Origin of the sequence: Neobacillus cucumis (genome assembly GCF_002860255.1) — a bacterium.
Taxonomy (GTDB): Bacteria; Bacillota; Bacilli; order Bacillales; family Cytobacillaceae; genus Neobacillus; species Neobacillus cucumis_A.
In genome coordinates this window covers 1-16,465 of the sequence record NZ_PGVE01000004.1, presented here as the reverse complement: position 1 = coordinate 16,465, position 16,465 = coordinate 1, and the positions used below count along the sequence as shown (strand labels likewise).

At 40.1% G+C, this 16,465-nt stretch carries 15 protein-coding genes and 1 other annotated feature; of the genes, 1 reads left to right on the top strand and 14 read right to left on the bottom strand.

The genetic code is table 11. The annotated features are described in order from the left end of the window. Positions 1 to 3: 3 nt before the first annotated feature. The 14 genes from rlmB to CVD27_RS00220 form a co-directional block, all read right to left on the bottom strand. Positions 4 to 747 carry a 23S rRNA (guanosine(2251)-2'-O)-methyltransferase RlmB gene (rlmB, locus tag CVD27_RS00285; RefSeq protein ID WP_101645917.1) on the bottom strand — a complete coding sequence of 248 codons (744 nt, stop codon included), beginning with the start codon at positions 745 to 747 and terminating at the stop codon, positions 4 to 6. A 39-nt stretch (positions 748 to 786) separates the two neighbouring features. Then, positions 787 to 1,194: a Mini-ribonuclease 3 gene (locus CVD27_RS00280; protein WP_101645916.1), complete on the bottom strand. Its 408-nt coding sequence runs from the start codon at positions 1,192 to 1,194 to the stop codon at positions 787 to 789. Between the two features lie 3 nt (positions 1,195 to 1,197). Then, positions 1,198 to 2,595, bottom strand: a complete 1,398-nt coding sequence (cysS, locus tag CVD27_RS00275; protein ID WP_101645915.1) for a cysteine--tRNA ligase — start codon at positions 2,593 to 2,595, stop codon at positions 1,198 to 1,200. After that, the gene (cysE, locus tag CVD27_RS00270) at positions 2,576 to 3,250 is read right to left on the bottom strand and encodes a serine O-acetyltransferase (RefSeq protein WP_101645914.1); all 675 of its coding nucleotides are present in this window, start codon (positions 3,248 to 3,250) and stop codon (positions 2,576 to 2,578) included. Before cysE ends, cysS begins: the two co-directional genes overlap by 20 nt. 50 nt (positions 3,251 to 3,300) lie before the next feature. Further along, positions 3,301 to 3,551 (bottom strand) — a binding site (T-box leader). Positions 3,552 to 3,771: 220 nt separating this feature from the next. Next, complete coding sequence (gene gltX / locus CVD27_RS00265) at positions 3,772 to 5,229, bottom strand: glutamate--tRNA ligase (RefSeq protein WP_101645913.1); 1,458 nt, start codon at positions 5,227 to 5,229, stop codon at positions 3,772 to 3,774. 73 nt (positions 5,230 to 5,302) lie between these two features. After that, the gene (gene ispF, locus CVD27_RS00260) at positions 5,303 to 5,785 is read right to left on the bottom strand and encodes a 2-C-methyl-D-erythritol 2,4-cyclodiphosphate synthase (protein WP_101645912.1); all 483 of its coding nucleotides are present in this window, start codon (positions 5,783 to 5,785) and stop codon (positions 5,303 to 5,305) included. After that, positions 5,785 to 6,477 (bottom strand): 2-C-methyl-D-erythritol 4-phosphate cytidylyltransferase, encoded by a 693-nt coding sequence (gene ispD / locus CVD27_RS00255; protein WP_101645911.1) that lies wholly within the window; start codon positions 6,475 to 6,477, stop codon positions 5,785 to 5,787. The genes ispF and ispD overlap by 1 nt, the downstream gene beginning before the upstream one ends. A 77-nt stretch (positions 6,478 to 6,554) precedes the next feature. Further along, the gene (locus tag CVD27_RS00250; RefSeq protein WP_101645910.1) at positions 6,555 to 7,643 is read right to left on the bottom strand and encodes a PIN/TRAM domain-containing protein; all 1,089 of its coding nucleotides are present in this window, start codon (positions 7,641 to 7,643) and stop codon (positions 6,555 to 6,557) included. Positions 7,644 to 7,847: 204 nt separating this feature from the next. Next, positions 7,848 to 8,921: a DNA integrity scanning diadenylate cyclase DisA gene (gene disA / locus CVD27_RS00245; protein WP_101645909.1), complete on the bottom strand. Its 1,074-nt coding sequence runs from the start codon at positions 8,919 to 8,921 to the stop codon at positions 7,848 to 7,850. A gap of 3 nt (positions 8,922 to 8,924) precedes the next feature. After that, the gene (gene radA, locus CVD27_RS00240; protein WP_101645908.1) at positions 8,925 to 10,307 is read right to left on the bottom strand and encodes a DNA repair protein RadA; all 1,383 of its coding nucleotides are present in this window, start codon (positions 10,305 to 10,307) and stop codon (positions 8,925 to 8,927) included. Positions 10,308 to 10,439: 132 nt separating this feature from the next. Further along, positions 10,440 to 12,881: an ATP-dependent protease ATP-binding subunit ClpC gene (gene clpC, locus CVD27_RS00235; protein ID WP_101645907.1), complete on the bottom strand. Its 2,442-nt coding sequence runs from the start codon at positions 12,879 to 12,881 to the stop codon at positions 10,440 to 10,442. A gap of 17 nt (positions 12,882 to 12,898) precedes the next feature. Further along, entirely contained in the window at positions 12,899 to 13,969 is a 1,071-nt protein-coding gene (locus tag CVD27_RS00230) for a protein arginine kinase (protein WP_101645906.1), read from the bottom strand. 1 nt (position 13,970) lies between these two features. Next, positions 13,971 to 14,519, bottom strand: a complete 549-nt coding sequence (locus tag CVD27_RS00225) for a UvrB/UvrC motif-containing protein (RefSeq protein WP_101645905.1) — start codon at positions 14,517 to 14,519, stop codon at positions 13,971 to 13,973. Between the two features lie 26 nt (positions 14,520 to 14,545). Beyond that, positions 14,546 to 15,007 carry a CtsR family transcriptional regulator gene (locus CVD27_RS00220; protein WP_101645904.1) on the bottom strand — a complete coding sequence of 154 codons (462 nt, stop codon included), beginning with the start codon at positions 15,005 to 15,007 and terminating at the stop codon, positions 14,546 to 14,548. 237 nt (positions 15,008 to 15,244) lie between these two features. Between CVD27_RS00220 and CVD27_RS00215 the strand changes: the two genes are divergently transcribed. Further along, positions 15,245 to 16,396, top strand: a complete 1,152-nt coding sequence (locus CVD27_RS00215) for an acyltransferase family protein (protein WP_101645903.1) — start codon at positions 15,245 to 15,247, stop codon at positions 16,394 to 16,396. The last annotated feature ends 69 nt before the right edge of the window (positions 16,397 to 16,465 follow it).

Genomic DNA, 16,465 nt, shown 5'->3' with positions numbered 1-16,465 from the left:
AAATTACCTGCCAAGCGGATGCCGTTTGCGATAAACCTCATACATGAGTAGTGATGCAGCAACAGAGGCATTTAACGAAGTAACTTTTCCAGCCATCGGTAAATGAATAAGAAAATCGCATTTATCGCGGATTAACCGCCCCATTCCTTTCCCTTCACTGCCAATCACTAATCCGAGCGGAAGTGTGCCATCCATTTGACGGTAATCTTCCTTCCCCTTGGCATCTGTTCCAGCAATCCATACGCCCCGCTCTTTCAACTCGTCAATCGTACGTGCCATATTTGTTACCCGAACTACCGGTATATATTCAATCGCACCTGTCGAAGCTTTAGCAACCGTCGCTGTTAACCCCACTGCTCTTCGTTTTGGGATAATAATCCCATGGGCTCCAACCGCATCCGCAGTCCGCATAATGGACCCAAGGTTATGCGGATCTTCAATTTCATCCAGCAATAAGAAAAAAGGTGCCTCATTCTTCTTTTCAGCTGCAGCAAACAAATCGTCTATTTCTGCATATTGGTAGGCAGCTACATAGGCAAGCACACCCTGATGATTTTCTTCCGAGATTTGGTCAAGCTTCTTTTTTGGGACGAATTGCACAAGGACATTAGCTTCTCTCGCCAACTGTGTGATCTGCTGCATCTGCCCCCGTTGTGAACCCTCGGCAATCAATATTTTATTAATATCTCTTTCGGATTTAAGTGCTTCAATAACTGGATTTTTACCAACGATATATTCTTGACTCATATTAACGCTCCTCCTTTCAAAAAGGTGCAAGTTTAATCACTATTCGTTTTCGACATAGCTGAAGGCTTTTTCCACCAGCTCTTCCATTCGTTCTACTCTTCCTTCTAAAAATAAATAACCCATCAATGCTTCAAATGCTGTACTGTATCGGTAGGTTTGTACATCTGTATTTTTAGGGACTGTTCCTGATTTTGCATTCCTGCCTCGCAAGACTACTGCAGATTCCTCTTCATTTAAAAGCTTTTCATCCATTAATTGAAAAAGGATCTTGCACTGCGCCTTCGCTGAAACGTATCTAGTTGCCATCCTGTGCAACTGATTGGGTCTGACCTTCCCGCTATAGAGGAGGTGCCGTCTAACATAAGACTCAAACACAGCATCTCCCATATAAGCAAGCGCAAGACCATTCAATTGTTTGGCATCAATATTATTCTCATAATCCAGCATGAATCAGCCTCTTTTCCACCTTGTACCCTGTGGTGTATCCTCTAAAATAATATTCATTTCTTTTAGTTGGTCCCTAATTTGGTCAGACAATTGAAAGTTTCGGTCTCTTCGGGCCTGGTTCCGCTTTTCAATTAAAGCATCAATTTCTCCATCTAACATCTCATCACTTCCAAACGTTAGGCCAAGTACACCCAATAACTCTTCAAATTTATTAGTAAAGGCTTCAATTACTTCTACTGCTGTATTTTTTTCTAAAAGATAATAATTTGCCAGTTTGGATATTTCAAATAGAATGGAAATAGCAAGGGCGGTATTAAAATCATCATCCATTGCCTCGATGAATTGGTCATGGAGAACCGTCAGTTTATCTAACCACTCTTGATTATGGTCAGTTAAGTTAGTACTTGCCTCTTTTCGATGCTTTAAATTTTGGTAAGACGTTGTTAAACGTTCAAATGCAGCCTTTGTACTTTCTAAGAGTTCCTCACTATAGTTAATCGGATTTCGATAATGAACAGACAACATAAAGAACCTTAGTACTTGTGGATTATGTTTTTTGATAATGTCATGCACAAGGACAAAGTTTCCAAGTGACTTAGACATTTTTTCATTGTCGATATTAATATACCCATTATGCATCCAGTACCTGGAGAATAATTTACCGGAAAGGGCTTCTGATTGAGCAATTTCATTTTCATGATGCGGGAAGGTTAAATCTTGCCCCCCTGCATGGATATCAATCGTCTCGCCAAGATATTTCTTTGCCATTGCCGAGCATTCAATATGCCAGCCCGGACGTCCTAGTCCCCATGGGCTTTCCCAGTAGATTTCTCCTTCTTTGGCAGCTTTCCACAGAGCAAAATCCAAGTCATCTTCTTTCTTATCACCGACTTCAATTCTAGCTCCTACTTGAAGGTCATCAATCGATTGATGGGAGAGCTTTCCGTACTCATCAAAACTTCTTGTACGGAAATAAACATCCCCCTCTGACTCATAAGCAAAACCCTTTTTCACTAATTGACTGATGAAATCAATAATGATGTCCATATTTTCCATTACCCTCGGGTGAACATCTGCCTTTTGGCAGCCTAGAGCTGAGACATCCTCAAAGTATGCTTCAATGAAGCGGTTGGCAATAGTCGGAACATCTTCGCCAAGCTGGTTTGCTGCTCGAATTAATTTATCATCCACATCTGTAAAGTTTGATACGTATTTAACATCATATCCACGGTACTCAAGATAGCGGCGAACCGTATCAAAAACGATAGCAGGACGGGCATTCCCTATATGAATATAATTATAGACTGTCGGTCCGCAGACATACATTTTTACCTTTCCTTCCTCAAGAGGAACAAAGGTTTCTTTTTTTCTGGTCAATGTGTTATATATTTGAATGGCCATTAATTTTTATCCTTTCATTTTTTAATTCTTGAAGCTCTTGTCTTAATTCAATTACTTCACTTTCCATTTCGCGGAAGCGGTCAGCGATTGGATCAGGGAGATCACAATGGTTTAAATCTTTTGCTGTTGGTATCCGAATACCATCTTGAATGACTACTCTTCCCGGGATTCCAACCACCGTTGAGTTGGGAGGTACCTCTTTTAAAACAACGGAACCGCCGCCAATCTTAGAATTTTCACCAACAGTAATAGAGCCAAGCACCTTAGCACCAGTAGCAATTAAAACATTATCCTTAATGGTTGGATGCCGTTTTCCCTTTTCTTTACCTGTTCCTCCAAGCGTAACACCTTGGTATATAGTTACATTATCCCCAATTTCACAGGTTTCCCCTATGACAACACCCATTCCATGATCAATAAAAAATCTCCTGCCTATTTTAGCCCCAGGATGTATTTCGATTCCCGTAAAGAAACGGCTTGCTTGTGAAATCACACGAGCCCAGAAATATAATTTCCGTTTGAAGAGTGCATGGGCAATCCGATGTGCCCAAATGGCATGCAAACCTGAATAAGTCAACACGACTTCTAATGCGCTCCTCGCCGCGGGATCTTGTTCAAAAACAACCTCTATGTCCTCTTTCATCCGTTTGAACACCGCTCTTCCCCCCTTTGTTTTAATATATAAAAAGCGCCCCTGTCGTAATCGACAGAGACGCATTAATACGTGGTTCCACTCTGATTAGGTCTATCAAGCCATCTCCCAACTGCAGGATGCTCAACCATACCTCACTCTACTTGTTAACGGACCCGTCCGCCCAAATCTACTCGAGTTGACTCCTTTCGAAATGGGGCTCGGAGGTGCATTTCAAAAAATGGGAGGCTTAAACCACTCTCAGCCGGTGATGGTTCTCTCTTTGAAGCATCATTTTTTTACTTTTCCTCTTCTTCGCTTTTGCTTATATTATTAGGATTCTAACATTGGACCTCGATAACTGTCCAGCTCCAGCACCCAGCGGCTAGTGGACTTCGCTCTTCTCCCTACGATAAGTCAACATCGGATCGCTATCGCTCTCCGTGTTTCCTTTATCTCAGTCGAGGCGCTCCAGTCCATACGCCGCTAAACAGGTGCTTCCGCTTTTCTTATTTCTTTTACTATATTACATTTTTTCATGATTGTTAACTAATAATTTTATTTATTCTGTTTTGTACCTTAGCTTTCCCTAATAATTCGATTGTCTGCGGAAGATCTGGACCATGTGTCTGTCCTGTAACCGCTGCACGAATTGGCATAAACAAATTTTTCCCTTTTTGACCGGTTGATTTTTGCACGGCCTTCATCGCTGCTTTAATTCCATCAGCCCGGAAGCTCTCAAGTTGATCAAGCTCGTGAGAAAATGCCCGCAGTACTTCAGGTACTGTTTCACCTGATAGGATTTCCTTTGCATCTTCCTCATAAACGGCATCATCTTGGAAAAACATATCTGATAATTCTACAATTTCAGCACCATAGCTCATCTTTTCCTGTAAAAGAGCCACTAGGCCACGAGCCCATTCATGCTCCTCATCTGTTAGGCTTTCTCTTAGACGTCCTGCTTTAATTAGATGCGGCAGAGCAAGTTCGAGTACCCGATCAACCTCAATCTTTTTCATGTATTGGTTATTCATCCATGTTAACTTTTGCTTATCAAATAATGCTGGGGATTTCGAAAGACGGCTCGCATCAAAAATCTCAATGAATTCCTCTTTTGAAAATAGTTCCTCTTCACCAGACGGCGACCAGCCCAATAGGGTAATAAAGTTAAATAATGCTTCAGGCAGATAACCTAATTCCTCATATTGTTCAATAAATTGAATAATCGATTCATCACGCTTACTTAACTTTTTCCGGCTTTCATTTACAATTAGAGTCATATGTCCAAAAACTGGCGGCTCCCAGCCTAATGCATCATAAACCATTAATTGTTTTGGAGTATTTGAAATATGGTCATCTCCGCGAAGTACATGACTGATTTCCATAAGATGATCATCGATGGCAACAGCAAAGTTATAAGTTGGCGTTCCATCTTTCTTCACCATTACCCAATCACCCATACCTTCCGATTCAAACGATACAACCCCTTTGACCATATCGTCAAATGTAAAGGTTTTACCTTCTGGTACAGCAATACGAATACTAGGCTTAAGGCCTTCTGCTTCATATTGACGGCGCTGTTCTTCCGTTAAGTGACGGCATTTACCTGAGTAGTGAGGAGTTTCTCCTCTTTCCGTTTGAGCTTCACGCTCTTTCTCCAGTTCTTCTTCCGTACAATAACATTTATAGGCATGGCCTGTTTCTAATAACTGTTTATAGTATGTCTCATAGATGTGATTCCTCTCTGATTGCCGGTATGGACCATATTCACCGCCGACATCCACACTTTCATCCCAATCCATTCCGAGCCATTTTAAATATTTTAATTGACTTTCTTCCCCGCCGGCGATATTTCTCTTTTTATCGGTATCTTCTATCCGGATAATGAATTTACCGCCTTTATTGCGGGCAAATAAATAATTAAATAATGCAGTACGGGCGTTTCCAATATGTAAATGTCCCGTTGGACTTGGAGCATACCTTACACGAACTTCGTTTGACATAATAATGCTGCCTCCATCGATATATATTGTCTCAACCGATTCATTTTACCACTGTGAATTCTATCTATAAAGTCTAATCCGACACCTTTTTTAACAAAACAACTGCTTGGGAAGCAATTCCCTCGCCCCTGCCGGTAAAGCCGAGTTTTTCAGTTGTTGTGGCCTTTACATTCACCTGCTCTGGGGATGCCTCTAGCAATTCAGCAATTCGTCCCCGCATCTCTTCAATATAGGGAGCCATTTTGGGCTTTTGTGCAATAATGGTACAGTCTGCGTTGACTAGCTCATATCCTTTATCTTTCACTAGCTGCCATACATGTTCTGTAAGCTTTGCCGAGTCTGCATCCTTGAAATTTGGATCAGTATCCGGAAAATGTTTTCCAATATCCCCCTCGCCAATAGCACCAAGGCAGGCATCGCAAACCGTATGTAATAAAACGTCCGCATCCGAATGGCCCAACAGTCCCTTTTCATATGGGATTGTAATGCCGCCAATGATAAGAGGGCGTCCTTCTGTTAATTGGTGAACATCAAAGCCCTGTCCGATTCGAAACATTAGTAAAACTCCTTTTCTCTCTTTTTTATAATCGCTTCAGCAAAGTATAAATCTTCAGGTGTTGTCAGCTTAATATTATCGTAATCCCCTTCGACAATAGACACAGGATGATCTAACTGTTCCACTAAACTGGCATCATCCGTTCCAAGAAATTTGTCTTTTTCAGCCGTTTTATAGGCCTTCTTAAGTAAGGAAACGCGAAAAGCTTGTGGGGTTTGAACAGCCCACAAGCTTGAACGTTCGACAGTCTCCATTACCACACCATTTATTACTTTTTTCATTGTGTCTTTTGCCGGGACACCCATAATCGCAGCACCTGTTTCTTCTGCTTTCTGTGTTAAGCGGTGGATATGGTCCTTACGAATAAACGGACGAGCTGCATCATGAACAAGAATAATTCCATCTGTTTTGACTGTTTTAAGCGCATTATAAATACTATGCTGGCGTTCATCTCCACCAGGTACCAGACTTAATACTTTTGAAATAAGGTACTTTTTCAACAGCGCACTAATTTCCCTCTCATCCTGAGGATGTATAGCCAATATAATACCACTGCACGCTTCATCCTCTTCAAAAACCCTTAGGGTATGGACCAGGACAGGTATGTCATTAATTTCTAATAAAAGTTTATTTTTCCCCGCTTGCATTCTTTTCCCCAGGCCAGCGGCTGGAATAATGACTTGATAAGTCATATAAAAACCCCTATCTGTCTTCTCTTTTATCCTGTGGAAGCACTCCATTTTACCCAGAGCACTTCCCCATACTTTGCTTATAGTGCCTTTTCTAGTAATTTCGGTTTGGCAAAGATCATCCTGCCGGCAGATGTTTGCAGGACACTTGTAACAAGAACTTCAATTCTTTTTCCGATATACTCTCTTCCTTCTTCCACTACAATCATTGTTCCGTCATCTAAATAAGCTACGCCTTGATGATATTCTTTTCCGTCTTTAATGACTTGAACTGTCAATTCCTCCCCAGGAAGGACAACAGGCTTCACCGCGTTGGCTAAGTCGTTGATATTCAGCACAGAGACATTTTGTAATTCGCATACTTTGTTTAAATTAAAATCATTTGTTACAAGTATCCCATTTGTTAACTTTGCCAGCTTAACAAGTTTGGAGTCTACCTCGCTAATCTCTTCAAAATCACCCTCATAGATTTCTACTTTTATGGAGAGTTCCTTTTGGATGCGATTTAATATATCCAAGCCTCTGCGGCCGCGATTTCGTTTTAACACATCGGAGGAATCTGCGATATGCTGTAACTCTTCAAGAACAAATTGTGGAATGACAATGGTCCCTTCCAAAAATCCAGTCTGGCAAATATCAGCTACCCGGCCGTCGATAATAACACTCGTGTCTAATATTTTCAAAGCTTTGCCGGCTGCAGGGTCAACTTCTTCCTCACCGGACTTTTTCTTGTTACCACGATTTCCAAACAGACCTAAAAGCTCATCACGCTTTTTAAAACCAACCTGAAATCCAAGATAACCAAACAATAAGGTTAGAAGGATAGGTGCAACGGCATTTAAAATTGGCACTTGAACGGCATTAAGAGCAAAACTAATTAAAAAGGCGACAAACAACCCAAAAATTAATCCGACACTGCCAAAAAGTACATCTGTTACAGGGATTTTTACTAGTGAATCTTCTGTCCATTTAATAAAATTAAAGACATAATCTACTGCCCAAAAGGTAATAAGATAAAAAATAATAGCACCTATAATAGCAGTAACATATGAGTTATTAATCAGTGGAATGTCATTGATATGAAGTAATTTAAACAATTCCGGTAATAACAGGATTCCCAGCGTACCTCCAATAATGAGGAAGCATGCCTGAACAATTCTTTTTAACATTCCTTCACCTCCTCTAATTCATTATAAACATATTCTCAAAATTGAAACCTTGATTTTGTGATTATTTTTCCCAATTGTAATCAGCCTGAAATAAAAAATGATTTGTTAAATTCTTACTCCTCATAGGGTAGCATTGGAAAATTTCTCTGTCAAACAAATACAGGCTGCACATATTAGCACACAGGATTTTCTTATTCAATTATTTTATAAATGCCGGTCTGTATAAAGCCGGTCTTTTATTAATTTAAAACCCTCTTTAATTTTTTTTGCACGTACTTCACCTATGCCCTCAACTTCATCGAGTTCTTCAACGGTAGCCGTAATGATTTTCGATAACTCTCCAAAACTTGTGATTAAGTTCTCAATAATGATTAAGGGTAATCTCGGAATTTTATGAAGAATTCTATAGCCGCGTGGAATTTTATTTTCATCAAGAGGAACATAGCCAAGATAGCCCATTAATTTTAATAAAACCGTGTCCTCTAGCGTTCCGCTGGCAGCTAACGACTGCATCCGCTGAAGAACATGATGAGCCTGGATATCCCGATCAAAAGCATAATCTTTAATGATCAACATAATTTCTTCTTCCAGTGCTGTTAGAATTTCATTCATTTGCAGGCGGATCAGCCGGCCCTCTGTCCCAAGTTCATATAAAAAAGTTAATAATTCATTTTTAATTTTTAGTACCATTTCAAAACGGTGCAGAACTAGTAAAAAGTCGTTATACGTCACCGATTCCTCAAACTCTAATATACTTAAGTTCGTTATGCTTTGTTGAAGAACAACTTTATATTTTTCAAGTGTTTGAATAGCTTGGTTAGCCTTGGTTAAAATGTTGGCTATATCTTTTAATGAATAACGGAAATTCCCTTGGTATAAAGTAATGACATTTCTTCTTTGCGAAATAGCAACCACTAACGCTTTTGTTTGTTTGGCGACTCTTTCGGCCGTACGGTGACGCATTCCTGTTTCTGTTGAAGGGATTTCGGCGTTTGGTGCAAGCTGGGCATTTGCAAACAGAATTTTGTTCCCTAACTCGTTTAAGATAATAGCACCATCCATTTTGGCAAGTTCATATAAATTGCTGGGAGAAAAAGCGCAATTTATTGAAAATCCTCCATCGACAATGCTCTTTACCTTTTCGTTATATCCTATCACAATCAGACCACCCGTATTAGCTCGTAGCACATTATCAATTCCCTCTCTAAGGGGGGTTCCAGGGGCAATTAACTGTAAAACATCACTTATCGTTACCTCTCCAGATTTCTTAACTTCCATCTGCTACTCTCCTAACGCTGCTTGCAGTGCCTCACTAACAGAGGAAACACCTATAAGCTTAATCCCCTTTGGACCCGTCCAGCCACTTAAATTATTGGCCGGTAAGATCACACGCTCAAAGCCTAATTTCGCTGCTTCTTGAACGCGCTGTTCTATTCTTGACACCCTTCTTACCTCCCCAGTCAAACCAACCTCCCCGATAATACAGTCAGTTGGTCTTGTAGGGCGATCTCTAAAGCTTGAGGCTATGCTTACGGCAATAGCTAGATCGATCGCCGGTTCATCAAGTTTCACTCCTCCAGCCACTTTCAAGTAAGCATCTTGGTTAGCTAGCAGCATTCCAACCCGCTTTTCCAAAACTGCCATTAAAAGCGGAACCCGGTTATGATCGATCCCAGTAGCCATACGTCGTGGATTTCCAAAACTTGTAGGAGAAATAAGCGCCTGTATTTCAACCAAAACAGGGCGTGTTCCCTCCATCGAAGCAACAACCGTTGATCCAGCAGCACCGCGAGATCGTTCCTCCAGGAAAATTTCCGATGGATTTTCTACTTCTTCAAGTCCAAATTCCTTCATTTCAAAAATACCCATTTCATTTGTGGAACCAAAACGGTTTTTAACTGCTCGAAGAATACGGTAGGTATGATGCCGTTCACCTTCAAAATAAAGTACGGTATCGACCATATGTTCTAATAGCCTTGGACCGGCAATGGATCCTTCCTTTGTCACATGCCCAACAATAAATATGGCAATTCCTTTTGTTTTTCCAATCCTCATCAATTCAGCTGTACATTCCCGGACTTGGGAAACACTTCCCGGGGCCGAGGTTACTTCTGGATGAAAAACCGTTTGAATGGAATCAATAATGACAAAGCTCGGATTCTCACTGTCAATCGTGCGACTAATTTCTTCGAGATTGGTTTCAGAGAAAACTAACAGATTTTCGGACGAAATCCCGAGCCGTTCTGCACGTAGTTTCGTTTGTCTTAATGATTCTTCACCAGATATGTATAAGACTGAATTCCCTTTGTTGGCAAGCTGTGAAGAAACTTGAAGCAGAAGTGTAGATTTCCCAATTCCGGGATCCCCGCCAATTAATACTAACGACCCCTTAACAACACCGCCGCCAAGTACACGGTTTAGCTCGTTTAGATCGGTCAGGATTCTCGGTTCATTCTCCATCTCTATCGCATTGATTTTCATTGGTTTAGTTAATAGATTCGATCCAGGCTGTGTATGAGCAAATGCCCCTCTTCTAGCAGGTCCCGTTATCTCTACTTCCTCGACCATCTTATTCCATTGTCCACACCCTGGGCATTTACCCATCCATTTTGGAGATTCATAACCGCATTCTTGGCAGATGAACTTTGTTTTCCTTTTTACCATTACCTTCAACCTTTCTAATTGCACAAGTGTCCCGTTCAGAAAAGAAAAAAGAGGTACACGGGTTGGCTTTATTCACGTGTACCTCTTGCATGTGTTGTTAGACACTAAAATTATTCTTAAGTCATAAAAATCCTATTTTACTAAGCTTGTTTTTTCTGCCATTCTAACAACGAACTCACCATTTACTACATCAATGATTGCATGCTGACCCGTTAATAATGTTCCTTTTAATAGCTCTTCAGAAAGACGATCTTCGATATGCTTTTGAATGGCACGGCGAAGCGGTCTTGCTCCATACTCTGGATCGTAGCCTTCCTGAGAGATTTTTTCTTTTGCTGCTGCTGTTAACTCTAACGAAATATTTTGCTCTTTTAATCGTTTTACTAGCTGATCGGATAATAAAGTCACGATTTCTTCTAGATGCTTTTTCTCTAAAGCATGGAAGACAATAATTTCATCAATACGGTTCAAGAACTCAGGGCGGAAGGCCTTTTTAAGCTCATCCATAACCTTGCCCTTCATATCTTTATAATCCTGTGCTCCGTCTTGAATATTAAAGCCTACATACTTATTTCGTTTTAAGGCTTCTGCTCCTACGTTAGAGGTCATTATGAGTACAGTATTTCGGAAATCAACCGTTCTTCCCTTTGAATCTGTTAAGCGGCCATCTTCAAGAACTTGAAGCAAGATATTAAAGACATCTGGGTGTGCTTTTTCAATTTCATCCAACAAGATGACGGAGTATGGCTTTCTGCGGACCTTTTCTGTTAATTGGCCGCCTTCTTCATAACCAACATATCCTGGAGGAGAACCAACAAGACGGGAAGTGGAATGTTTCTCCATATACTCGGACATATCAATTCGGATCATTGAATCCTCATCACCAAACATGGCTTCCGCAAGGGCGCGGGCTAATTCCGTTTTCCCTACCCCAGTAGGACCAAGAAATACAAATGAACCGATTGGACGTTTTGGATCCTTTAATCCTGCTCTTGCACGACGAACTGCCTTAGAAACAGCTATAACGGCTTCCTCTTGCCCAATGACGCGAGAATGCAAGGCTTCTTCTAAATTCAGTAATTTTGCCGTTTCGGTTTCAGCAAGCTTGGATACTGGTACACCCGTCCAGCTTGAAACAACACTTGCAATATCTTCAACAGTTACTTCGTTATTTTCTTTTCCTTGTTTTTCTTTCCAAGTTTTCTTTGTTTCTTCTAATTGTTCACGAAGTCGCTGTTCCGAATCTCTTAAGGAAGCGGCTTTTTCAAATTCTTGACTTTGAACAGCTGCATCCTTTTCCTTTCTGACTTCCTCTAATTTCACCTCTAATTCTTTTAAATTAGGTGGTGTGGTATAAGAACGAAGTCTTACTTTTGAACCCGCTTCATCTATCAAGTCAATCGCTTTGTCAGGAAGGAAACGGTCAGAGATATAACGGTCAGAGAGCTTAACAGCAGCTTCTATTGCTTCATCTGTAATTGACACACGGTGATGAGCCTCATAACGGTCGCGTAAGCCTGCTAAAATTTGAATAGATTCCTCAGCAGTTGGTTCATCCACCCGAATCGGCTGGAAGCGTCGTTCAAGAGCAGCATCTTTTTCAATATATTTACGATATTCATCTAATGTGGTAGCACCAATACATTGTAACTCACCACGGGCAAGGGATGGCTTTAAGATGTTAGAAGCGTCAATGGCACCTTCTGCCCCACCCGCTCCAATTAAGGTGTGCAATTCGTCGATGAATAGAATAATATTTCCTGCTTGGCGAATTTCGTCCATTACTTTTTTCAGACGATCTTCAAATTCACCACGGTATTTCGTCCCAGCAACAACTGTACCCATATCGAGTGTCATTACACGCTTATCACGCAGAATCTCAGGCACTTCATTATTTACAATTTGTTGAGCAAGCCCTTCAGCAATTGCTGTCTTACCTACCCCTGGCTCCCCAATTAAAACAGGGTTATTTTTTGTTCGGCGGCTTAATACCTCAATAACACGTTGAATTTCTTTACTGCGGCCAATGACTGGATCCAGGCTGCCTTCACGGGCAATCGCTGTTAAATCCCTAGCAAGACTATCAAGTGTTGGCGTATTAGCGCTAGCAGATGCCCCGCCTTGGTGAGAACCTGATTCGTTACTGCCTAGTAACTGAAGTACCTGCTGACGTGCCTTATTTAAGCTGACACCAAGATTATTTAATACCCTGGCTGCCACACCTTCTCCTTCACGGATTAAACCAAGGAGGATATGTTCAGTACCAACATAAGAATGCCCTAATTTCCGAGCTTCATCCATTGATAATTCAATAACCTTTTTAGCTCTTGGAGTATAGTGAATGGTTTGAGAAGTTTCCTGTCCTTTGCCGATTAAATTCTCCACTTCTTTTTGAATTTTTTCAGATCCTAAACCAAGACCATAAAGCGCTTTTGCTGCAATGCCTTCACCTTCGCGTACCAGTCCTAATAAAACATGCTCAGTTCCAATGTTATTATGACCAAGACGAATAGCTTCCTCCTGTGCCAGTGCAAGAACCTTTTGTGCTCTCTCAGTAAAACGTCCAAACATCATATTCTCTTCCTCCTCACCTATTTTTCATTCTCCATTTTTATTCGGTCCCTAATTAATGCTGCCCTTCTAATATCCCTTTCATGGGGCCGTAATGGACCTCCTGCATACTGCTGAAGAAAACCCGGCTGGGTTAAAATCATCAACTCATTTAAAATTGTTTTAGGCATATTTGTTATATACCCCATATCTATACCAAGCCGAACATCCGATAGGCAACGGGCCGCTTCCTTCGATTCAATAATCCGGCTATTAGATAACACACCCAGTGAACGAAACACCCTGTCTTCTAATTGTATGTTAGAAGTTTTTCGTAATGCTTCACGAGCAGACCTTTCTTGTGAAATTAGCTGACTCGCTACCCCTTTTAAATCACGGCAGATATCTTCTTCTGATTTTCCCAGGGTAATCTGATTAGAAATTTGAAAAATATTACCCAGCGCTTCGCTTCCTTCACCATAGATCCCTCTGACTACTAGGCCTAACTGATGGATGGCAGGAATGATCCGGTTAATTTGCTGAGTTAGAATCAACCCAGGCAAATGCATCATCACAGAGGCTCGAAGCCCTGTTCCTACATTGGTTGGACAGCTTGTTAAGTAGCCATATTTTTCATCAAAGGCATAATGAATATGGTTTTCAAGCCAGTCATCTATTTCATTCGCCGCCTGCAGAGCTTCTGCTATTTGCAAACCGGGGAACAAACATTGGATCCTTATATGATCCTCTTCGTTTATCATAATACTAACTTCTTCATTTTCCGTTAATAGGACGGCACCATGTGGAGAATCCTCTGCAAGCTGTGGGCTGATTAAATGCTTTTCTACTAATACTCGTTTTTGGAGTGGCTGCATCTCATCCATTTTTAATAATTCCATTTTATCGAATTTTTCGATTGGCGATTTTATTAAAATATCCTCCATCGTATCGATAATTACTTTTGCCTCTTCATGTGAAAAAACAGTCGGAAATTTATTAGATTCAAAGTTACGAGCTAACCGGATCCGGGAACTAAGGACAATTTCGGAATCCGGACCCTCCGCGCTCATCCAGGAACTGACGGCTTGATTAAAAAATCGCTCAAGCGACACGTTATTCCCCTCCCTCATCATTGCCAGCTAGTTGTCTCTCTAATTTACGAATTTGATCACGTATTTCCGCAGCTTTTTCAAATTCTTCATGGGAGATTGCATCTCGCAATTCAAGTTTAAACTCTTCAATTTGTTTACGAAGTTGGAATTCCCCGCCAATTCGTTTTGGAATCTTACCATTATGTGTCCAATTACCACTGTGCAGCCGCTTTAAAACAGGCTTTAGCTGGTCTTTAAACGTTTCATAGCAATGAGCACAGCCAAATCTGCCTACTTTTAAAAACTGAGGAAATGTCATCGAGCAATGCTGACATTGAAGAATTTCCTCCTGTTGAAATGGACTTTGGCTTGGTTTTTGAAACGACGGGTCAATATTCAATAAACCTGCCAAAAGGTTATTAAAGCCAAAACCAGATTCTCCGTTTAATATAAACATTTCACCTTTTTCCTGAGCACACTTCTCACATAGATGGACTTCTGTTTTTTCACCATTAATGATTTTGGTGAAATGAAGTGCTGCAGGTCTTTGATTGCATTCTTGACAAATCATATTCTCACCTCTTGGGCTACTAACAATTACTTATATTTTAAGGAAGTTAACATCGCTTTTAACATTCTAGCTCTTAATTCATCTCGGAATGGAAGATCAATATATAATACAGAACGATCAATGACACTCAGCATAATTTTTGCTTCTCGTTTTGTAATGACCTCCTCGTGAACAAGCCTTATAATTACGTCTTCCGCGCTAGTTTGGCTTATTCGATTTTCGACTAGGGAAAGCAAATGGTCAATTAAATGGGCTAAGTCGTGGGATTGTACCTTCATTATCCGAATATATCCACCGCCGCCCCGCTTACTTTCTACTATATACCCTCTTTCAATCGTAAAACGCGTATTAATCACATAGTTTATTTGCGAAGGGACACATTGAAATTTATCAGCAATTTCACTTCGCTTTATCTCAACAAGGTCGGCTTCACTCATTTCTAATACCTGCTTTAGATATTTTTCAATAATATCGGAGATGTTTCTCATCTTCCCACCCCCCATCTTCTGACTTTGACTATATTTGACTTTAATTATACTGAAAACTTCAAGGATATGCAATGATTCACTACTACTGATTTTCTCCAAATTTCACGGTTGTAAAACCAAAAAGCCTATAAAATAAGCCACTAAAAGATTCGACTTTTTTCGTAATTCTGGTCTATCTAAATTGCTGTACAGCATGTAATATAAATATTAGGTAAAATTACTTAACGGGGGTAAAAAATGGGTGTAATTCGCAGATATGATATGGATTGGCTTAGAATTTTCGGGATCCTGCTTCTATTTCCTTTTCACTCGGCCAGAGTATTTGATCATTGGGATCCATTTTATGTAAAAAATGAAACATTAAGCTGGGGATTGAGCTGGTTCATCTCTATCACCAATTTATGGTTTATGCCCCTGCTTTTTTGGTTAGCGGGATCTGCAAGCTGGTATGCCTTAAAAACTAAATCTAGTGCATTTTACATAAAAGAGAGAATTCAACGTTTATTGATTCCGCTTGTTACAGGAGTGATATTAATTGTTCCTCCTCAAGGCTATTATGCCATTCTAGATCACACTGGGGAGGCACCGGACTCGTATTTTATATTTCTAAAGAAATTCTTCACTGATTTCAGTGATTTATCAGGGTATTTTGGAAGCTTTACTCCCGCACATCTTTGGTTTATCCTCTATCTTTTTGTTCTCTCAGTAGCAGCATTGCCAATCTTTCTTATTTTAAAAAGTGAACAAAGGAGATCATCTATAAACAATTTCCTTGCTCAACCATTTGTTTATATTATGCTTTTTATATTGTTAGCTTTATCAACAGCCTTGCCTGCCCCCGGTGGACAAAACCCATTTTACTTTTTTGTACTTTTTGTTATGGGATATATATCAAGCAGTGATCTGCGATTTCAACAAATGTTAAACCGGCTTCGGTCAAAACTGCTTATATCAATAATGATTTTAGTACCTGTCTGGATCTTTTTAGCTAGAGTTTATCCACATGTTGATAACTTTCCTGCAATGGCTATTTTATTAACACTCTTAAGATCGTTTAATGTTTGGGTCGGCTTACTGGTGATTCTAGGGTATGGGTATAAGTTTTTAAATTTTCAACATAGATTGCTGCCATATCTGAATGAAGCAGCCTTTCCTGTTTACATCATTCATCAAACCGCTCTAGTGATTGTTGGATATTATATGATAAGACTAAATTTGGGTGTTCCTTTGAAATATCTATTGATCATGTTTTCTACTCTAACTGTTTCTCTTTTGATTTATGAATTCATTATAAAACGCACTAGTATTACACGGCTTTTGTTTGGAGTTAAAATTAAAAAAATAATTTCTGTGTTGGAGGATTCTAAAAATAAAAATCTGAAATCTTGATGATAAAATAAGAACAAAAAAGGACAATCCTTCCGGATTGTCCTTTTACTTGCCTGGCAACGTCCTACT